The 19,727-nt window shown below is 68.6% G+C and carries 16 protein-coding genes; 11 read left to right on the forward strand and 5 right to left on the reverse strand.

Annotated features, from left to right (window positions below; all coding sequences use genetic code 11):
• Positions 1–81 precede the first annotated feature (81 nt).
• Genes pssA through rimI form a run of 3 tightly spaced genes read left to right on the forward strand, consistent with a single transcriptional unit; the run spans position 82 to position 1,801 of the window.
• Entirely contained in the window at positions 82–861 is a 780-nt protein-coding gene (pssA, locus tag ACSQ19_RS10665; protein WP_296279591.1) for a CDP-diacylglycerol--serine O-phosphatidyltransferase, read from the forward strand.
• Positions 858–1,295: an alanine acetyltransferase gene (locus ACSQ19_RS10670; protein WP_299340490.1), complete on the forward strand. Its 438-nt coding sequence runs from the start codon at positions 858–860 to the stop codon at positions 1,293–1,295. The genes pssA and ACSQ19_RS10670 overlap by 4 nt, the downstream gene beginning before the upstream one ends.
• A complete protein-coding gene (gene rimI / locus ACSQ19_RS10675; RefSeq protein WP_296279593.1) occupies positions 1,292–1,801 on the forward strand; it encodes a ribosomal protein S18-alanine N-acetyltransferase in 510 nt (169 codons plus the stop codon). Before ACSQ19_RS10670 ends, rimI begins: the two co-directional genes overlap by 4 nt.
• A 100-nt stretch (positions 1,802–1,901) precedes the next feature.
• On the opposite strand, the gene ACSQ19_RS10680 is transcribed toward rimI, so the two are convergent.
• From ACSQ19_RS10680 to ACSQ19_RS10690, 3 genes are all read right to left on the reverse strand, one after another.
• Positions 1,902–4,673, reverse strand: a complete 2,772-nt coding sequence (locus ACSQ19_RS10680; protein WP_435996880.1) for a valine--tRNA ligase — start codon at positions 4,671–4,673, stop codon at positions 1,902–1,904.
• A 69-nt stretch (positions 4,674–4,742) separates the two neighbouring features.
• On the reverse strand, positions 4,743–5,165 hold the full coding sequence (locus tag ACSQ19_RS10685; RefSeq protein ID WP_435996882.1) for a DNA polymerase III subunit chi: 423 nt from the start codon (positions 5,163–5,165) through the stop codon (positions 4,743–4,745).
• Between the two features lie 22 nt (positions 5,166–5,187).
• Complete coding sequence (locus ACSQ19_RS10690; protein WP_435996884.1) at positions 5,188–6,663, reverse strand: leucyl aminopeptidase; 1,476 nt, start codon at positions 6,661–6,663, stop codon at positions 5,188–5,190.
• A gap of 129 nt (positions 6,664–6,792) precedes the next feature.
• Here ACSQ19_RS10690 and lptF point away from each other — a divergent pair, with 129 nt between their 5' ends.
• Entirely contained in the window at positions 6,793–7,872 is a 1,080-nt protein-coding gene (lptF, locus tag ACSQ19_RS10695; protein ID WP_435996886.1) for an LPS export ABC transporter permease LptF, read from the forward strand.
• Positions 7,869–8,972 (forward strand): LPS export ABC transporter permease LptG, encoded by a 1,104-nt coding sequence (gene lptG / locus ACSQ19_RS10700; protein ID WP_435996888.1) that lies wholly within the window; start codon positions 7,869–7,871, stop codon positions 8,970–8,972. The genes lptF and lptG overlap by 4 nt, the downstream gene beginning before the upstream one ends.
• A 7-nt stretch (positions 8,973–8,979) precedes the next feature.
• Here the strand turns inward: lptG and ACSQ19_RS10705 are convergent, their stop codons facing one another.
• Positions 8,980–9,450, reverse strand: coding sequence for an RDD family protein (locus tag ACSQ19_RS10705; RefSeq protein WP_435996890.1), 471 nt, complete (start codon positions 9,448–9,450; stop codon positions 8,980–8,982).
• Between the two features lie 178 nt (positions 9,451–9,628).
• Here ACSQ19_RS10705 and xerD point away from each other — a divergent pair, with 178 nt between their 5' ends.
• The 5 genes from xerD to ACSQ19_RS10730 all read left to right on the forward strand — a co-directional run bounded on the left by xerD (position 9,629) and on the right by ACSQ19_RS10730 (position 17,758).
• Entirely contained in the window at positions 9,629–10,582 is a 954-nt protein-coding gene (xerD, locus tag ACSQ19_RS10710; RefSeq protein ID WP_296279605.1) for a site-specific tyrosine recombinase XerD, read from the forward strand.
• A 109-nt stretch (positions 10,583–10,691) separates the two neighbouring features.
• Positions 10,692–11,534, forward strand: coding sequence for a DsbC family protein (locus ACSQ19_RS10715; protein WP_299340509.1), 843 nt, complete (start codon positions 10,692–10,694; stop codon positions 11,532–11,534).
• A gap of 78 nt (positions 11,535–11,612) precedes the next feature.
• Positions 11,613–15,509 carry a phosphoribosylformylglycinamidine synthase gene (gene purL, locus ACSQ19_RS10720; RefSeq protein WP_435996893.1) on the forward strand — a complete coding sequence of 1,299 codons (3,897 nt, stop codon included), beginning with the start codon at positions 11,613–11,615 and terminating at the stop codon, positions 15,507–15,509.
• Between the two features lie 81 nt (positions 15,510–15,590).
• Positions 15,591–17,303 carry a type II secretion system ATPase GspE gene (gspE, locus tag ACSQ19_RS10725; protein WP_435996895.1) on the forward strand — a complete coding sequence of 571 codons (1,713 nt, stop codon included), beginning with the start codon at positions 15,591–15,593 and terminating at the stop codon, positions 17,301–17,303.
• A 5-nt stretch (positions 17,304–17,308) separates the two neighbouring features.
• Positions 17,309–17,758, forward strand: a complete 450-nt coding sequence (locus tag ACSQ19_RS10730; RefSeq protein WP_435996897.1) for a hypothetical protein — start codon at positions 17,309–17,311, stop codon at positions 17,756–17,758.
• A gap of 339 nt (positions 17,759–18,097) precedes the next feature.
• Here the strand turns inward: ACSQ19_RS10730 and ACSQ19_RS10735 are convergent, their stop codons facing one another.
• Positions 18,098–18,352 (reverse strand): hypothetical protein, encoded by a 255-nt coding sequence (locus ACSQ19_RS10735; protein WP_435996899.1) that lies wholly within the window; start codon positions 18,350–18,352, stop codon positions 18,098–18,100.
• A gap of 662 nt (positions 18,353–19,014) precedes the next feature.
• Here ACSQ19_RS10735 and ACSQ19_RS10740 point away from each other — a divergent pair.
• On the forward strand, positions 19,015–19,719 hold the full coding sequence (locus tag ACSQ19_RS10740) for a discoidin domain-containing protein (RefSeq protein WP_436000943.1): 705 nt from the start codon (positions 19,015–19,017) through the stop codon (positions 19,717–19,719).
• Positions 19,720–19,727: the final 8 nt, after the last annotated feature.

A 19,727-nucleotide genomic window follows, 5' to 3' on the forward strand; every position in this document is an offset into this window, starting at 1 on the left:
GGATCACGGGGGACCCGATTGCAGCACCCCCGGGCCGCGCAGGCAAGCCGGGCAGGGGAGCGCTGGGCTAAACTGCGACCCATGAACGAAATCAAGCCGCCCCCGCGCTCCCGCGGGATCTACCTGCTGCCCAACCTGTTCACCACCGCGGGCCTGTTCGCGGGGTTCTTCGCGATCATCGCCGCCGCCAACGGCCAGTTCGTGAATGCGGCCATCGCCGTGTTCGTGGCGGGCCTGATGGACGGCATCGATGGCCGCGTGGCGCGCCTGACGGGCACCAGCAGCGATTTCGGCGTGCAGTACGACTCGCTGGCCGACCTGGTCAGCTTCGGCCTGGCGCCGGCGCTGGTGATGTACCACTGGTCGCTGTCGGCGCTGAAGTTCGACGGTGGCGTGATGGGGCGCGTGGGCTGGGTCGTGGCATTCCTGTATGCGGCGTGCGCCGCCTTGCGCCTGGCGCGCTTCAACACGCAGGTCGGCACGGTGGACAAGCGGTGGTTCATCGGCCTGGCCAGTCCGGCGGCCGCCGGACTGATGATGTCCTTCGTATGGGCGTTCGCCGACGGCGAACTGGGCTGGACGGGCGAGGAACTGCGTTATCTGGCGCTGGCGGTCACGCTGGTCGCGGCGCTGCTGATGGTGAGCCGCATCCGCTTCTGGAGCTTCAAGGGCACTGGCGAGGGCGGGGCGAAGGCCGACCGCATTCCGTTCGTGGTGCTGGCGCTGGTGCCGCTGGTGCTGGCGATCCTGTTCATCGACCTGCCGCGCACCTTGTTCGCGGTGGGCGTGGTGTACGCGCTGTCGGGCCCCGGTTACTGGCTGTGGCAGCGCGCGCGCCGGCACAAGGATGCTTCCGCATGACGCTGGCGGCGGACCGTTTGTGGTCGGCCGAGCAGCAGGGCTGGCTTCGCGCACTCGGCCACGCCATCTACCTGCCCGCCGACTGGCCGACCGAGGCCGGCGGCCCGGCGGCGGCTCGGGTGGATATGCAGGACGTACGCACGGAGGCGGCGACACCGACAACGCCTGCGCCGCGTGCAAGACCACCGGCACCCGACGCTGACGAGCGACCCGCACCCGTGCGCCAGGCATCGGCGCCCCGGACCGGTGGCGCGAAGCTGCCGGACCGCCTGCATTTCGCGCTGATCCGCGCATCGGGCTGCAATCCCAATGCGCCGGAAGCCGCCGCCCTGATCGCGCAATGGCCGAGTTCGGCGGAATTGCGCGGCAACCCGGCCGCCAAGCGCGCGCTGTGGCCGCTGTTGCGTCGCCTGCGCCGCGGTATCGCGACATGAGCGCGCTGGGCGTCGAGGCCTCGCCGGGGTCCACGTCCAGCCTGCGGCCGATGCGCGAGGGCGACCTCGACGCGGTGATGGCGATCGAGCAGCGCGCCTATCCGTTTCCCTGGACGCGCGGCATCTTCAAGGATTGCCTGAAGGCCGGTTACCCGTCATGGGTGATGACGGAACACGGACTGGTGATCGGCTACGGCCTGCTGAGCATCGCGGCAGACGAGGCGCATGTGCTGAACGTCTGTGTGGCACCGGAACGCCAGGGGCGCGGTCTCGGTCGCCACCTGTTGCGCGCGCTGGTGAAGATCGCCCGCGACCACCGCGCACAGCGCGTCTTCCTGGAAGTGCGCCCGTCCAATCCGGGCGCGATCGCGCTGTACCACAGCGAAGGCTTCAACGAGATCGGCCGCCGGCCGCGCTACTACCCGGCCCGCGATGGTCGCGAGGACGCACTGGTCATGGCGATCGAACTGGTCGCCGACGACATCACCTCGATGCCGCCGCTGTAGGGCGGAGCTCGCTCCGCTGCTTTCCGGTCAGTCGATGGAAGGGTAACGCCTGCGCGGAGTCGAGCAAGCTCGACTCTACCGAACCGGAATGACGTGAGCGTCAGAGCTTCGCGCGCTGCCCGTGCAGGGCGGCGAGCTGGTTGCTCCAGTCGACGAGGCGCTGGCGTTCCTGTTCGACCACCGCCGGCGGCACTTTGTCGGTGAACTTGGCCAGCTTGGCCTCGCTCTTCTCCTTCTCGCTGGCGACGCGTGCGATTTCCTTGTCCAGGCGCGCGCGTTCGGCATCGAGATCGACCAGGCCTTCCAGCGGCACCAGCAGCTTCAGCTCACCGACCACCGCGGCTGCCGAGGCGGGCGCATCGGCGCCGGCGTCCAGCCACTTGATGCCTTCGAGCTTCAGCAGGAACGAAAGCGGCGCGGTGAAGCGCTCGATCCGCGCGCGGTCCTGCGCGGCACCGTCCTGCAGCAGCAGGCGGACGGTCTTGCCCGGCGAGACGTTGAGCTCGCTGCGCACGCGGCGCAGCGTGGACACCATCGTCTTCAGCCATTCCACGTCGGCATCGGCCTGCGCGTACTCCTGGCCGGCGAAGTCGCCGGCGACCGGGTAGGGCCGCAGCGACACGGTGCCGCCGTCGATGCCCAGCTTCGGCGCGACCTGCTGCCACAGTTCCTCGGTAACGAACGGGGTCAGCGGATGCAGCAGGCGCAGCAGCGACTCCAGCACGTACAGCAGCGTGTGGCGGGTGCTGTCGGCGGCAGTCGCGTCATCGCCATTGAGCGCGGGCTTGGCGAGTTCGACGAACCAGTCGCAGAACTCGTTCCAGGCGAACTCGTACAGCGCCTGCGACAGCAGGTCGAAGCGGTAGGCGGCGAACTGCGTTTCAGCTTCGGCGACGACCTTGGCCAGGCGCGAGAGGATCCACTTTTCCGCATCGGTCTTCGGCTGCGGCTGGCCGCTGGCGGTGAAGCCGTCGGTGTTCATCAGCACGAAGCGGGTGGCGTTCCACAGCTTGTTGCAGAAGTTCTTGTAGCCCTCGGCGCGGCCCATGTCGAACTTGATGTCGCGGCCGTGCGTCGCCAGCGCGGCGATGGTGAAGCGCAGCGCGTCGGCGCCGTGCGGCACGATGCCGTCCGGGAATTCCTTGCGCGTGGCCTTCTCGATCTTCTCGGCCATCTTCGGCTGCATCAGGCCGCCGGTGCGCTTGGCCACCAGGTCTTCCAGCGAGATGCCGTCGATGATGTCCAAGGGGTCGAGCACGTTGCCCTTCGACTTGGACATCTTCTGGCCGTCCTTGTCGCGGATCAGGCCGGTCATGTAGACGTCGCGGAACGGCACCTGGCCGACGAAGCTGTCGGTGGCCATCACCATGCGCGCCACCCAGAAGAAGATGATGTCGAAGCCGGTGACCAGCACCGACGACGGCAGGTAGCGGTCGAAACCGCGCGCGGCCATCGCCTGCGTGTCCGGCCAGCCCATCGTGCTGAACGGCCACAGCTGCGAGGAGAACCAGGTCTCCAGCACGTCGCTGTCCTGCGTCAGCGCAACGTCGGCGGACAGGCCGGCCTTGGCGCGCGCCTCGGCTTCGTCGCGGCCGACGTAGCAGTTGCCCGCGCCATCGAACCACGCCGGGATGCGGTGGCCCCACCAGAGCTGGCGGCTGATGCACCAGTCCTGGATGTTCTCCATCCAGTGGCGGTAGGTGTTGATCCAGTTCGGCGGGACGAACTTCACCTCGCCGGATTCGACGAGTTCCAAGCCGCGCTTGGCCAGGCCATCCATCTTCACGAACCACTGGTCCGTCAGGTAGGGCTCGATCACCTGGTTGGTGCGGTCGCCGCGCGGCACCTGCAGCTTGTGCGGCTTGGTTTCGACCAGCAGGCCGAGGTCTTCCAGGTCCGCGAGCACGACCTTGCGGGCTTCGTAGCGGTCCAGGCCGCGGTACTTTTCCGGCGCGTTCTCGTTGATCGCCGCGGTCGGCGTCAGCAGGTTGATCAGCGGCAGGTCGTGGCGCAGGCCCACCTGGTAGTCGTTGAAGTCGTGCGCCGGCGTGACCTTGACCACGCCCGTGCCGAACTCGCGGTCGACGTAGTCGTCGGCGATGACGGGAATCTCGCGGTCGGTCAGCGGCAGCTTCACCGCCTTGCCGATCAGGTGCGCGTAGCGTTCATCGTCCGGATGCACCATCACGGCGGTGTCGCCGAGCATGGTTTCCGGACGCGTCGTGGCGACTACCAGCGAACCGCTGCCGTCGGCCAGCGGATACTCGATCGACCACAGGAAGCCGTCTTCCTCGACGTTCTCCACTTCCAGGTCGGAGATCGCGGTCTTCAGTACCGGATCCCAGTTGACCAGGCGCTGGCCGCGGTAGATCAGCCCCTGCTCGTGCCAGTGCACGAACGCCTCGATGACCGCCTTCGACGCATCGTCGTCCATCGTGAAGGTGCTGCGCGACCAGTCGCCCGATGCGCCCATGCGGCGCATCTGCCGCTCGATGGTGTCGCCGGATTGCGCCTTCCATTCCCACACCTTGGCGATGAAGCCGTCGCGGCCCAGCGAATCGCGCGTCTCGCCCTTGCCTTCCAGCGCCAGGTTGCGGCTGACGACCATCTCGGTGGCGATGCCGGCATGGTCGGTACCCATCTGCCACAACGTGTCGTAGCCGCGCATGCGGTGGTAGCGCACCAGTGCGTCCATCAGCGTGTGCTGGAACGCGTGGCCCATGTGCAACGTGCCGGTGACGTTCGGCGGCGGCAGCAGCACCGTATAAGGTTCGCCCTTGCCACTGGGTTTGAAGTAGCCGGCCGCCTCCCACTGTGCGTACAGGCGGGATTCGAAGGATTTCGGGTCGTAGCTGGAGGCGAGGTCGGTCATCGTGTCGGTGTGGTTGCTGCGATCGTGCGAACGCGGATCGCGTGGCCGGCGGCAGCGCCGCCGAGGGCATTACATGTCGTGCTTGTTCACGTCGTAGCCGCGCGCCTTGTACTGCTTCCAGCGCTCGCGCAGCGGCTCGCGCGCGGACGGGTCGGCGGGCACCACTTCCAACACGCGCTCGCAGTCGCCGGCGAAGGCGTCGTCGCGCAGGTTGATGACCAGCGCGCGGGCGGGTACGTCGACATCGGGCGTGGCGATCAGCACGGGCGTCAGCTCGTCCTCCTCGTCGCCGGCGATCTGGTGCGGGATGTAGGCGTCCGGATCGAACTCCCACAACAGTTCGTCGAGCGCTTCGGCCTGCGCCGCGTCGCGCGCCAGTACCAGCGTCCACTGGTTGCTGTCGTAGGCCTTGCGGGCCAGTTCGCAGACCAGCTTGAGCGGTTCCTCAAGGAAGCGCGGCTTGGCGATCAGGTAGAAGTCGGCACGGGCCATGGCGTCGGGTTCGCGTCGCCGGTCAGGCGACGCGGTCCAGCAGCCACTGGCTCAGCAGGCCGACCGGTCGGCCGGTGGCCATGCCGCGCTTGCCTTCGTCATTGGAGACGCCGGCGATGTCCAGGTGCGCCCAGCGCTGGCCTTCGGTGAAGCGCGCGAGGAAGCAGCCGGCGGTGATCGCGCCGGCCCAGCGGCCGCCGATGTTGTAAACGTCGGCGAAGCTGGATTCCAGCTGGGTCTGATACTCGTCCCACAGCGGCAGGCGCCATGCGCGGTCGAACACGGTCTCGCCCGCACCGAGCAACTCGTTGCTGAGGTCGTCGTGCTTGCTCATCAGGCCGCTGGCGTAGCGGCCGAGCGCCACGATGCAGGCGCCGGTCAGCGTGGCGACGTCGACCAGCGCGGCGGGCTTGAAGCGCTCGGCGTAGGTCAGGGCGTCGCACAGGATCAGGCGGCCCTCGGCGTCGGTGTTGCCGACCTCGATCGTCTTGCCGGACATGCTGGTGATGACATCGGAAGGACGGTAGGCGTTGCCGTCGATGGCGTTCTCCACCGCCGGCACGACCACGATCAGGTTCAGCGGCAGCTTCATCTTCACGGCAGCCACGAAGGTGCCGATGACGCTGCCCGCGCCCAGCATGTCGTACTTCATCTCCTCGATGCCGCCCTGCGTCTTCAGGTTGACGCCGCCGGTGTCGAAGGTGATGCCCTTGCCGACCAGTACGTACGGCTTGGTGTCGGCGTCGCCGGCACCGTTCCACTTCAGCACGATCAGGTGCGGACGGTTGGCCGAGCCGCGCGCCACGGCCAGCAGCGAGCCCATGCCGAGCGATTCCATCTGCGTCTCGTCGAGGATCTCGGCTTCGGCGCCGTGCTCCGAGGCCAACTGCTGCGCCTGCTCGGCCAGATAGGCCGGGGTGCAGATATTGGGCGGCAGGTTGCCGAGTTCGCGCGTGGTCTGGACGCCGGCGGCGATGGCAATGCCCTGCGCCAGGGCATCGGCATCCTCGCCGGCGATGGCGAAGTGGGTCAGACCCGGGTCGTCGTTCTTCTTCTTGCCCAGCGTGGCGGTGTAGCGGTAGCAGGCATGGTCGGCGGCGATCACGGCCTGGCGGATATTCCACGCCGCATCGCGGTCCTTCACCGCCACGTCGGACAGGGTGAACAATGCGGACTTGACCGGGCCGATCTTCAGGGTACGGGCAGCGTCGCCCACCGCCTTCAGGTACTGGGCCACGCCGAACTTGGCGGTCTCGCCCAGTCCTACCACCAGCACGCGCGGGGCGGTGACGCCTGGCAGGTCGTGCAACAGGGTGGTCTTGCCGGTCTTGCCCCCGATGTCGCCCCGCTGCAGCAGCGCCGACAGCTTGCCGCCGCTGGCCGCATCCACGGCCTGGCCGGCCGCGGTCAGGCGCTTGTCGGCGTAAGCGCCTACCACGAGGCAATCGACGCCGGCCTGGGCGGGGGCTTCGTGGTTCAGGGTGAATTCCAGCGTCATTGATCAGATTCCCGGTTCAGTTACGTACAATCGCGGGCCGGATGAAGGTGGCTGACGCCATCCCGGACCGCAGAGACTGCCGCCGCAGGCGCGGCGCACAAGCCCGAGATTGTAAATCAAGCCCTCCTGATGCCGAAGCTGGACCGCTACCTCTTCCGGGAATTCACCCAGAGCTTCCTGGCCACCCTGATCATCCTGCTGATGGTCAGCGTCGGCGGCGTGATGGCGGACCTGCTGGGCGACGTGGCCGACGGCAAGGTGCCGGCCCGCCTGCTGCTGTCCCAGTTGGGCCTGCAGTTCCTCAACTACATGCCCTACATCATCCCGCTGGCGCTGATGCTGGGCCTGCTGCTGGCGTTCTCGCGCCTGTACCGGGATTCGGAAATGGCGGTCCTGACGGCGGCGGGCATCGGTCCGCGCCGGCTGCTGCGGCCGCTGATGATGCTGGTGGTGCCGGTGGTGGTGATCGTCGGCGTGTGCTCGCTCTGGCTGGGCCCGTGGGCGCTGCGCACCGCGCAGAACATGCTGGAGCATGCCAACCGCAGCCTCGTGGTGTCTGGCCTGGACGCGGGCAAGTTCACCGTCCTGTCCAGTGGTGCCGTGGTCTATGTCAGTGCCCTGTCGCCGGACGGTACCGGGCTGAGCAAGGTCTTCATGCACCGCGCCGACGAGGGCCGCATCGACGTGGTGACGGCGAAATCGGGGCAGATGTTCTTCGAGGGCGAACGCAACCGTTACCTGCGCCTGGACGACGGCTTCCGGGTCGAAGGTCCGGATGGTGCGGGGCTGGATTACCGGCTGATCCGCTACAAGTCCAATGAGGTCGCGTTGCCCGACCGGGCCGACACGCTCGACAAGGATGATCCCGCGCTGCTGCCGACGCCCCGTTTGCTGGGCGATGACCGACCGCAGGCGAACGCGCAGGTGCACGCGCGGCTGACTCCGCCGCTGCTGGCGCTGGCATTCGCCCTGCTGACCCTGCCGCTGTCGCGCAGTTCGCCGCGCCAGACCCGCTACGGTCGCGTGATGCTGGGCTTCCTTGCCTATCTGGTCGGCGTCAGCCTCATGTTCAACGGTACCCAGTTGCTGGCCGACGGCAAGCTGCCGGGGCTGTTGGGCCTGTGGTGGCTGACCCTGCCGCTGCTGGCGGCGGCGATCTGGTTCTACCTGCGTGACGGCCGGCTGTCGCGGCCGCGGAGGCGCGCATGAGGCTGTTGCCGCGCCTGCATGACACCTACGTGGGCCAGGTGGTCCTGGTCACGGTGCTGCTGACCTGGGCGGTGCTGGTGGGCCTGGACGTGGTGATGGCGCTGTCTGGCGAGATCGGCGACCTTGGCACCGGCAACTACACCTTCGGCCATGCGGTCGCTTGGGTGATGTACACCGTCCCGCGCCGCGCCTACACCATGTTCCCCACGGCAGCGGTGATCGGTTCGCTGATGGGGCTGGGCCAGCTCGCGGCCAGTTCGGAACTCACCGCCCTGCGTGCGCTGGGCCTGTCGCGCCTGCGCCTGAGCATTTCGGTTGCCGCCGCGCTGGGCATCCTGACCGTGCTGATGATCTTCAGCGGCGAGACGCTGGGTCCGTGGGGCCAGCGCCAGGCCGACGTGCTGAAGATGGCGGCGCGCACCGGCAACGTGGCGATGGACCGCTATTCGGGGCTGTGGGCGCGGGAAGGCAACACCTTCCTGTATGCGCAGAGCGGTGAAGAGAAGGACCAGGGCGGTGGCAAGGTGTCCCTGCAGCTGCGCGACGTGCGCATGTACGAACTCGCGGACGACGGCAGGCTCGCCTCGATCGCGCATGCCGCCACCGCCGAGCACCTGGACGGTTACTGGCTGTTGAAGAACGTGCGCCGCACCACCTTCAAGGAGCGCTCGGCCGTGCAGACGACGGTACTGGGCGAGCGCTGGGAATCGGAACTGGACGCGGCGGTGCTGTCGTCCAGCCTGGTGCGCGCACGCAACATGCCCAGCACCGAGTTGAGCCAGAACATCGATTACCGCAAGCGCAACGGGCTGGACGCGCGCGACTACGAGGACCAGTACTGGGCGCGCTGGTTCTATCCGCTCAACGTGCTGGCGCTGTGCCTGGCCGCCATCCCGTTCGCGTTCGGCAGCCTGCGCAGCGGCGGCATGGGCAAGCGGTTGTTCCTGGGCATCGTGTTCGCCGTCGGCTTCTACGTGCTGCAGACGATGTTCGTGCGGCTCGCGGGTGCATTCCGGCTCGACTACCGCATCGCGTACGCCATTCCGCCGTTCGCCCTGCTGGGCATTTCCTGGCTGATGTTCCGGCGCAGGAGCCGCTGAGGCGCCATCAGGCGCGCTTCGGCAATCGCACCACGCGCGTGCCGCTGAAGCGGTCGTGGAAGGCCAGCCGGTCGCGGTCCAGCCACGCCCACCAGAAGCCCAGGCCCGCGGCCAGCGTCGACAGCGTCGCCAGCGCATAGCGTCGCCACAGCGCGGCCAGCGTCGGTGTGCCGCCGTCGGCCGCGATCACCTTCAACCGCCACGGCCGCATGCCAAGGGTCTGTCCACCGCGCAGCCAGCTGAAGGTGGCATACAGCCCGGCGGCGCCCCAGCAGCACGTCCATAACAGCCACCACATCGGGCTGAAGGGCTCGATGTTGTGGCGGACGTTGTCGCTGATCACCACGTCAACCAGCACGAACGGAATCGCCACCGCCAGCCACATGGCCAGCACGGGCCAGAAATCGTAGAGCAGCGCGAGCAGGCGCCAGCCGATCAGGGCGCGGGAGGATGCGGGAGTGGTAGCGGGATCCGTCATCGCGACAGGATACCGGCTACGACCCGTCGACTCTCGTGGGAGCGTCGTCAGTCGCGAAATGAGCCGGCGACGGCGCATAACGCCTTCGGGTGCGGTACTTCCACGCGTCCTGGGGCGATCGGCTTTCGCGACTGACGTCGCTCCCACAAGAACGATCCGCATCGCCTAAGCTTGCCGCATGACTGCCCGCACGCCCGCCGAACGCCGCCAGCAGGCGAGCACATTGCCTCCGGTACCGGACGCCGATGCGAACGACATCGCAGCCTTCCTGGATGCGATCTGGGCCGAAAGCGGTCTCGCACGGCCGTCGCTCGACAGCTATCGGCGCGATCTGGAAGGCTTCGCGCGCTGGCGCAACGGGCGCGGGGGAGGGTTGGCGGCGGCGGATCGTGCCGCGCTGTTCGACTACCTGGCCTGGCGCACGCGCGAGGGCTATTCGCCGCGCAGCAATGCCCGGCTACTGTCCGCCCTGCGGGCCTTCTACGCCCACCGCCTGCGCCGGGGCCAGCGTCGCGACGATCCCACGGCACTGCTCGAGCCCCCCCGCCTGCCGCGCTCATTGCCGAAGGCGCTGGCGGAAACCGAGATCGATGCGCTGCTGGCCGCGCCGGACATTGACACCCCGCTGGGCCTGCGCGACCGCGCCATGCTGGAGCTGATGTACGCGGCCGGCCTGCGCGTCAGCGAACTGGTCACCCTGCCGGCGACGGCAGTCAACCTGCGGCAGGGCGTGCTGCGGGTCACCGGCAAGGGCAGCAAGGACCGCCTGGTGCCGTTGGGGGAAGAGTCGCAGCACTGGCTGGAAACCTACCTGGCTCGGTCGCGGCCCGCGCTGGTCGGCAAGCGCAGCGTGCCGGCCCTGTTCGTCGGCGCAACGGGCGAGCCGCCGACCCGGCAGCAGTTCTGGTCGCTGGTGAAGCGCTATGCGGGCGCCGCGGGCATCGATCCCGTCCGCATCAGTCCACACGGGCTACGCCACAGCTTCGCCACCCACCTGCTGAACCGCGGTGCCGACCTCCGCGCGCTGCAACTGCTGCTGGGTCACAGCTCGCTGTCGACCACCCAGATCTACACGCTGGTCGCGCGCGAGCACCTGAAGCAGCTGCACGGACGCCATCACCCGCGCGCGTGAGCCCGCTCACACTGGCGGGCGGTTAAGCCGCCTGCCTGCCACCGTGTGCCAGAATTCCCGCCTGTTCCCTGCCAGCCAGCCGCGTCGCGGCTCATTCCGGATGCCCCTGATGCCCCGCCTGATCACCGCCGCCCTGCTGGGTGCCCTGAGCCTGACCGCCTGCGCGCAGGCGCCGCAACCGCCTGCCAAGGACCAGGCCGCGACCGCGTCGCCCGCGCCGGCCTCCGCGCCCCAGCTCAAGCCGGGAACCGGGAGCACGCCCGACGACCGCGCGCGCTCCGCCGTGGCGCAGTTGAACCCTCGCGCCAAGATCGACTACGTCGGTGCCGCGCCGTTGCCGGGCTTCCGGGAAGTGATCGTGGGCGGGCAGTTGCTGTACATCAGCGACGACGGCCGCTACGTCATGCAGGGCGCCGTGCTGGACCTGCAGCAGCAGCAGGACGTGATGCAGAACAGCGTCGCCCTGGCCAAGCACCGCAGCGCGCTGATCGCCACCATTCCCCACAGCGAGAAGATCGTGTTCGCGCCGCCGAACGCCAAGTACACGGTCACCGTGTTCACCGACATCGAATGCGGCTACTGCCGCAAGCTGCACGAGGAAATCGCCGAGATCAACCGGCAGGGCATCGCGGTGGAGTACCTCGCGTTCCCGCGCATGGGACTCGGCAGCCAGGACCACAAGGACATGATCTCGGTCTGGTGCGCACCGGATCGCAAGCGCGCACTGACCGACGCCAAGGCCGGCAAGTCCGTCCCCGCGCGCGACTGCAAGAACCCGGTGACCATGGAGTTCGACGTCGGCCAGCGCATCGGGGTCAGCGGAACCCCGGCCATCTATTCGGCGGACGGCGTCCAGCTGGGCGGCTACCTGCCACCGGCCGCGCTCCGGGCCAAGCTGGATGAACTGGCCGCCAGAAAGGCCCCTGCCGCGCCCGCGGGCGCCGCCCCCTGATCCCGACGAAGCCGGCCCCGCGCCGGCTTCGCTACAATAGCGGGCCCCGTCTGACGGCACGCCCCCACGGTTCCGGACATGATCGTCCTCGAAGGCCAACCGGCCTTGTCGCACTTCCGCCGCGCGCGGCTCGAATCCAGGCTCCAGTCGATTGTTTCCGACGTCCGCATCTGCGGCGCCTGGCACGTCTATTTCATCGAACCCGAGGCAGGCGCCACGCCGGACCTGGCCACGCTGCGCCGCATCCTGCAGGCCGGTGACGGCAGCGAGGCGCTGGCGGCGGGCGCGGTCTCGCGCTTCGTCACCCCGCGCCTCGGCACGCTGTCGCCGTGGGCCAGCAAGGCCACCGAGCTGCTGCGCGGTGCCGGACAGCCGGTCAAGCGCGTCGAACGCGGCCTGCGCATCGACCTGGAAGGCTGGAACGACAGCCGGCCGGCACTGGCGAAGGCGCTGCACGACCCGATGACGCAATCGCTGCTGGCGAGCCGCGAGCAGGCGCAGGCGCTGTTCATCGCGCCGGCGCGCGGCGAACTGGAACGCATCCCGCTGGCACAGCTGGAAGCCGCCAACGCGCGCCTCGGCCTGGCGCTGGCCGAGGACGAGATCGATTACCTGCGCACCCGTTACACCGAGCTGGGTCGTGATCCCTCCGACGTCGAACTGATGATGTTCGCGCAGGCCAACTCCGAGCACTGCCGGCACAAGATCTTCAATGCCACCTGGACCATCGACGGCAAGGACCAGGACCGCTCGCTGTTCCGGATGATCAAGCACACCCATGCGCAGACGCCCGAGCACACGCTCAGCGCCTACAGCGACAATGCGGCGGTGGTCGAGGGTTATCCGGCGGCCCGTTTCCGCCCCGACGGCAGCGGCCAGTACCGCCTCGAGGCGACGCTGGACTCGGCGTTCTGCATCAAGGTCGAGACACACAACCATCCGACCGCGATCGCCCCGTTCCCCGGCGCCAGCACCGGTGCCGGCGGCGAGATCCGCGACGAGGGCGCCACCGGCCGCGGCGGCAAGCCGAAGGCCGGCCTGACCGGCTTCTCGGTCTCGCACCTGCGCATCCCGACACTGCCGCAGCCGTGGGAGATGCCTCGCGCGCTGAATCCGCGCATGGCGCCGGCGCTGGAGATCATGCTCGACGGCCCGCTGGGAGGCGCCGCGTTCAACAACGAATTCGGCCGGCCGAACCTGCTGGGCTATTTCCGCAGTTTCGAGCTGCCGGAAGGCGAGGCACTGACCCGCGCCTACGACAAGCCGATCATGCTGGCCGGCGGCCTGGGCGCGATCGACCGCATCCAGGTGGAGAAGAAGACGCTCTCGGCCGGCGATGCCGTCATCGTGCTCGGCGGCCCGGCGATGCTGATCGGCTTGGGTGGCGGTGCGGCGAGTTCGGTGGCTTCCGGCGAAAGCGCCGAAGCGCTCGATTTCGCCAGCGTGCAGCGCGACAACCCCGAGATGGAGCGCCGCTGCCAGGAAGTCATCGACCGCTGCGTGGCGATGGGCGAGGACAACCCGATCCTGTGGTTCCACGACGTGGGCGCGGGCGGCCTGTCGAATGCGATTCCTGAACTGCTGCACGACTCCGGCGTGGGCGGGGTGATCGACCTGGGCAAGGTACCCAGCGACGATCCGTCGCTGTCGCCGATGCAGCTGTGGTGCAACGAATCGCAGGAGCGTTACGTGCTGGGCGTGCCGCAGGCGCGCCTGGCCGAATTCGCCGCACTGTGCGAGCGCGAGCGTTGCCCCTTCGCAGCCGTCGGCGTGGCGACGAAGGAAGAACGCCTGGTAGTCGCGTACGGCGCAACGCCCGGCAGTATTCCTGCCGATGCGCCTATCGACCTGCCGATGGACGTGCTGTTCGGCAAGCCCCCGAAGATGCACCGCGACACCGCGCATCCGGCGCCGCCCCAGTGGCCCGCGCTGCAGACCGGGGCGCTGGACCTGCATGAAGCCGGCCTGCGCGTGCTCGCGCATCCGACGGTGGCCTCCAAGCAGTTCCTGATCACCATCGGCGACCGCAGCGTCGGCGGCCTGACCGCACGCGACCAGCTGGTCGGCCCGTGGCAGATGCCGGTGGCCGACTGCGCGATCACGCTGAGCGGCTACGAAGGTTTTGTCGGCGAAGCGATGGCGATCGGCGAGCGTACGCCGCTGGCGCTGCTCGATGCCGCCGCCGCCGCCCGCATGGCAGTGGGCGAAGCGATCACCAACCTGTGCGCCGCGCCGGTGGAATCGCTGCACCGCGTGAAGCTGTCCGCGAACTGGATGGCGGCTGCCGGGCATCCGGGCGAAGACGCGCTGCTGTTCGACGCGGTGAAGGCCGTCGGCATGGAGCTGTGCCCCGACTTGGACATCAGCATTCCGGTCGGCAAGGACTCGCTGTCGATGCAGGCGCAGTGGCATCGCGACGGTCAGGCGCAGAAGTCGGTGTCCCCGGTGTCGCTGATCATCAGCGCCTTCGCGCCGGTCACCGACGTGCGCCAGCACCTGACGCCGCTGCTGTCGCGCGAAGACGACAGCGAGTTGTGGCTGATCGGGCTGGGCGCGGGCAAGAAGCGTCTCGGCGGTTCCGTGCTCGCGCAGGTCTACCCGCAGTCGGGCGGCGAGGGCGCCTGGCCGGCGTTCGCCGGCGGTGGCCACGACGAAAGCGTGCCGGACCTCGACGATCCGCAGCGCCTGCGCGATTTCTTCCACCTGATCGCCGACGCACGCGAGGCCGGCCTGCTGCTGGCGTACCACGACCGCAGCGACGGCGGCGCGTTCGCCGCGTTGTGCGAGATGGCGTTCGCCTCCCACCGCGGCCTGGACATCAACCTCGACGGCTGGGGCGACGATGCGTTCCGCACGCTGTTCGCCGAAGAACTCGGTGCGGTGGTGCAGGTGGCCGACGAAGACCGCGCTGCGTTCGCCGATCTGGTCGAGCGCCACGCGCTGACCGAGTGCGCGCAGCGCATCGCACGCCCGACCACGGCGTCCACGATCCGCGTGCAGCAGGACGGCGACGTGCTGGCGGAGTGGCGCTGGGAGGACCTCTTCGATGCCTGGTGGTCGGTCACCCACGCCATGCAGAAGCTGCGCGACAACCCCGAGGCCGCCGACCAGGAGCGCGATGCCGCACGCCAGTTCGGGCGCACAGGCCTGAAGCCGAAACTGTCCTTCGACGCCGCCGAGGATGTCGCGGCGCCCTTCGTCGCCACGGGCAAGCGCCCGAAGGTGGCGATCCTGCGCGAGCAGGGCGTCAATGGCCAGATCGAGATGGCATCGGCCTTCGCCCGCGCCGGCTTCGATGCGTTCGACGTGCACATGAGCGACCTGATCGCGGGGCGCGTGTCGCTGAAGGACTTCAGCGGCCTGGCGGCCTGCGGCGGCTTCAGTTACGGCGACGTGCTGGGCGCGGGCCGCGGCTGGGCGACCTCGATCCTCGAGCGTGGTGCGCTGCGCGATGCCTTCGCGGCGTTCTTCGCGCGACAGGACACGTTCTCGCTGGGCGTCTGCAACGGCTGCCAGATGATGAGCCAGCTGAAGGACATCATTCCCGGTGCGCAGCACTGGCCGCAGTTCCTGCGTAACCAGAGCGAGCAGTTCGAAGCGCGCGTGGCATTGCTGGAAGTGCAGGAATCGCCGTCGGTGTTCTTCCGCGGCATGGCCGGCTCACGCATCCCGGTGGCAGTGGCCCATGGCGAAGGACGTGCCGAGTTCGCCGGCCCGGTCGACCAGGCCGCGGCGCGCGTGGCGCTGCGCTACGTGGACGGCGATGGTGCGATCGCGACCACGTATCCGCTCAATCCCAACGGCTCTCCGGACGGCATCACCGGCCTGACCAGCGACGACGGCCGGGCGACCATCCTGATGCCGCATCCCGAGCGCACACCGCGCAGCGCGAACCACAGCTGGCATCCGGCGGGCTGGCCGGACGATTCGCCGTGGCTGCGCATGTTCCGCAATGCGCGGGTGTGGGTGGGCTGAGCCTGCGCGCCCGTTGGCGACAGCGGGCCACTCCGGGGCAACGCGGCACCTGATAAAGTCCGGGCCTTCAAGGAGGCCCCCGTGAACGCAGCCGTGTCCGACCCCTCGCTTTCCGCCGACGAGCGTATCGTCGGCGCGCTGCTTGCACGCGGAAGGCTGAAGGAAACCGACCTGGCGCGTGCGCGCCGCCTGCAGGACGAGGCGGGCGGCGGTCTGCTGGCCTTGCTGTCGCGGCTGGGACTGGTCTCCGAGCGCGACCATGCGGAAACCGCGGCGGAGGTGCTCGGGCTGCCGCTGGTCAACGCCAAGGATGCGCCGGACGTGCCGCCGGAATCGGTGGTGATGTCGCTGCGCTTCCTGAAGCAGTTCCACCTGTGCCCGGTGGGTGAGGACGAGACCCACATCGATCTGTTGATGGCCGATCCGCAGGACCACTACGCGCTCGAGGCCGTGCGGCTGGCGACCGGCCGCATCGTGCGCCCGCAGGTGGCGCTGCGGTCGGAGATCAGCGACCTGATCGAGCGTTACTACGGGCAGGGACGCAGCGCGATGGGCGCGATCGTCGAGAATGCGGATGGCGAGGCCACCGCAGACCTCGATGATGTCGAGCACCTGCGCGACCTCGCCTCCGAGGCGCCGGTCATCCGCCTGGTGAACCTGGTGATCCAGCGCGCCGTCGAATTGCGCGCGTCGGACATCCACATCGAACCGTTCGAGAACCGGTTGAAGGTGCGCTACCGCATCGATGGCGTGCTGGAGGAGGGCGAAAGCCCGCCGGCCAACCTCACCGCGGCGGTGATCAGCCGCGTGAAGATCATGGCCAAGCTCAACATCGCCGAGCGCCGGTTGCCGCAGGACGGCCGCATCATGCTGCGCGTGCAGGGCAAGGAACTCGACCTGCGCGTATCCACCGTGCCCACGGCGCACGGCGAAAGCGTGGTGATGCGCCTGCTCGATCGCGAAACGGTGGTGTTCGACTTCAAGAAGCTGGGCTTCACCGATGCCTTCCTGCCGCAGTTCCAGAAAGTGCTGGAGCAGCCACACGGGATCCTGCTGGTCACCGGCCCCACCGGTTCGGGCAAGACCACCACGCTGTACACCGCGCTCAGCAAGCTCAATACGCCAGACGTCAAGATCATCACGGTGGAAGATCCCGTCGAGTACCAGATCGAGGGCATCAACCAGATCCAGGCCAAGCCGCAGATCGGGCTGGACTTCGCCCACGCGCTGCGCAGCATCGTCCGGCAGGATCCGGACATCATCATGATCGGCGAAATGCGCGACCTCGAGACCGCGCGCATCGCCATCCAGTCCGCGCTGACCGGCCACCTGGTGCTGTCCACGCTGCACACCAACAATGCGGCCGGCGGCATCACCCGCATGCTGGACATGGGCGTTGAGGACTACCTGATGACGTCCACCATCAATGGCATCCTCGCCCAGCGCCTCGTGCGCCGGCTGGAGCCGACGCATGCGGAGAGGTACGCGGCGTCGCCCGAGGAAATCGAAAAGTTCCACCTGCGCCGCTTCCAGCCCGAAGGCGACATCTTCCTGTACCGCCCGCGTGGCTCCGCCATCGCGCCGACCGGGTACCTCGGCCGCACGACCATCGTCGAATTCCTGGTGATGAACGACGACGTCCGCCGCGCCATCATGCGGCACGCGGGCATGGGCGAGATCGAGCAGCTGGCTCGCGAGGCCGGCATGCGGACCATGTACGAGGACGGCATCGTCAAGGCGCTGTCCGGCGAAACGACCATCGAGGAAGTCCTGCGCGTGACGGAAGAGGGGTGAGGCGCATGAACGGCAGACTGGCGGGTTACCTGATCCTGGCGGCGTGTGCGTTGCCGACCGTTGCGTTAGCGGCCAAGCCCGCACCGAAGACCCTCGCACGCGGCGAGCTGCCTGCGGGCTTCGCCATCGGTACGGCCTCGCCCTCGCTGGCGCTGCAGGTCGAGGTCGCAGGCGGCAAGGTCATCGCGTGGGCGCCCGCCGGTGACGGGCCCGGCAACCTGCGCGCCACCCGCAGCGGCGATGCCACGCAGACCACGCTGATGGTCAGCAGTACGCTGGCGGAGGCGGTCAAGTTCGACCTGTACGTCTCGCGGGACGGCGAGCAGTTCACCTACGCCAGCAGCTGCGGCGTGACGCCGGGCATCTCCTCGTTCGAGATGTGGGAGAAACCGGTGACGCACTTCGCGATGGGCAATCCGCGCGTCCTGCCGAAGGGCGGCATGGCCTGCGACTGAGGCCTGGCACTGCGGGTCCGGCTTCCGCCTCGTCCTCCTCCGCTGCGGCGCGGCTTTCCGCCTGCGGGATCCTCGTGAATACTCCGTTGGAATCGTTTCCAGCGGGGGTCGCGTGGACGGGAAGGGACGTGTGCGCGTGGCGTTGTTGGCCGCGCTGGCAGTGACGGGTGCGGCGGCGGCGAGGGACGACGCAAGGAAGACCTACGCCAATCCGCTGGATATCGACTACCGCTACAACTTCGAGCAGGAAAGCCTGGGGATCTCCTATCGCACGGGCGCCGACCCGGTGATCGTGCGCCACGGCGACGCCTACTATCTGTTCCAGACCCTGGCCGATGGCTACTGGCGCTCGACCGATCTGGTCGACTGGCGATTCATCACCCCCGATCGCTGGCCGTTCGACAGCATGGTCGCGCCTGCGGTGATCTCCGATGGCGACCGCATGCTGGTGATGCGTTCGCTGTTCTCGCCAGGGGCCGTGCTGGTGTCGCGCGATCCCGCCCGGGGGCGGTTCGATTTCCTGACGCGCATGCTGCCGGAACTGCCGAATGCGGTCGCGCCCGGCCGCGATGTCGGCTTGCCCGGATGGCGCAACGGCGATCCTCAGCCGGCGAAGATTCCGCCCGGTCCGTGGGACCCGGCGTTCTTCAGGGACGACGACGGTCGCTGGTACCTGTACTGGGGTTCGTCCGACACGTTCCCGCTGTACGGCATCGAACTCGACATGTCCAAGGGCATGCGTTACGTCGGTAAGCCGCGCGCGCTGCTCGCACTCGATCCCGAGGCGCATGGATGGGAGCGCTTTGGCCAGGATCATCGCGGCGCGTTCTTCCCCGACGGCGAGCCGGTCGGCAACTACATGGAAGGCGCCTGGATGACGAAGGTGCGGGGCCGGTATTACCTGCAGTACGGTGCCCCCCGGTACCGAGTACAACGCGTATGCGACCGGCACCTATGTGGGCGACAGCCCGCTGGGCCCGTTCACCTATGCGGCCTACAACCCGGTGGGCTACAAGCCCGGCGGCTTCGTGCAGGGGGCGGGCCACGGGTCCACGTTCCAGGATGCGCATGGCAACTGGTGGAATACGGGCACGCCGTGGCTCGGCTACAACTGGACCTTCGAGCGGCGCATCGCGATGTTCCCGGCGGCCTTCAGTACCGATGGCCAGATGTCGGTCAGCACGCGCTTCGGCGATTTCCCCCATTACTTGCCGGCGGGACCGAATGCGGATCCGACCGACCTGTTCACCGGCTGGATGCTGCTGTCCTGGCGCAAGCCGGTGACGGCGTCGACTACGCGGGAGGGATATCCCGCCGGCAATGCGACCGACGAGAATCCGCGCACGTTCTGGGTAGCCGGCAGGAACACGGCGGGACAGACACTGACGGTGGATCTTGGCGCTTCCAGGACGCTGCGCGCGATGCAGGTGAACTTCGCTGACTACCAGTCCGGGCGCTACGGTGATGCCGATGACATCTACACGGAATTCGCGCTGGAGTATTCGACGGACGGACGCCGCTGGCGGCCGCTGGCGGCCACCGGCGCACCGCGGCGCGATCGTCCGAATGCGTATTTCCAGCTGCCCGCGCCGGTCAGTGCGCGCTACGTACGCTACGTGCACGGTCACGTCGGTGCCGCCCATCTTGCGATCAGCGATCTGCGCGTGTTCGGCGATGCCGGCGGTCCTGTGCCGCGCGCGCCGCGGGGAGTGGTCGTCCGCCGCGACGCCGATCCGCGCCAGGCGTTCGTCAGCTGGCGCCCGGTACGCGGTGCGGTGGGCTACAACGTGCGGTGGGGCATCGCGCCGGACCGTTTGAACCTGACCTACCAGGTGTTCGCCGACCGGCCGACCACGCTGGAACTTCGCGCCCTCAGCCGGGGTGTCGCGTACCACGTGGCGGTCGAGGCGTTCGACGAGAACGGCGTGTCACCGCCGAGCGCAACCGTCGCGCTGCCTTGATCGCGCAG

This window comes from Pseudoxanthomonas sp. LjRoot127 (assembly GCF_964253495.1).
GTDB lineage: Bacteria > Pseudomonadota > Gammaproteobacteria > Xanthomonadales > Xanthomonadaceae > Pseudoxanthomonas_A.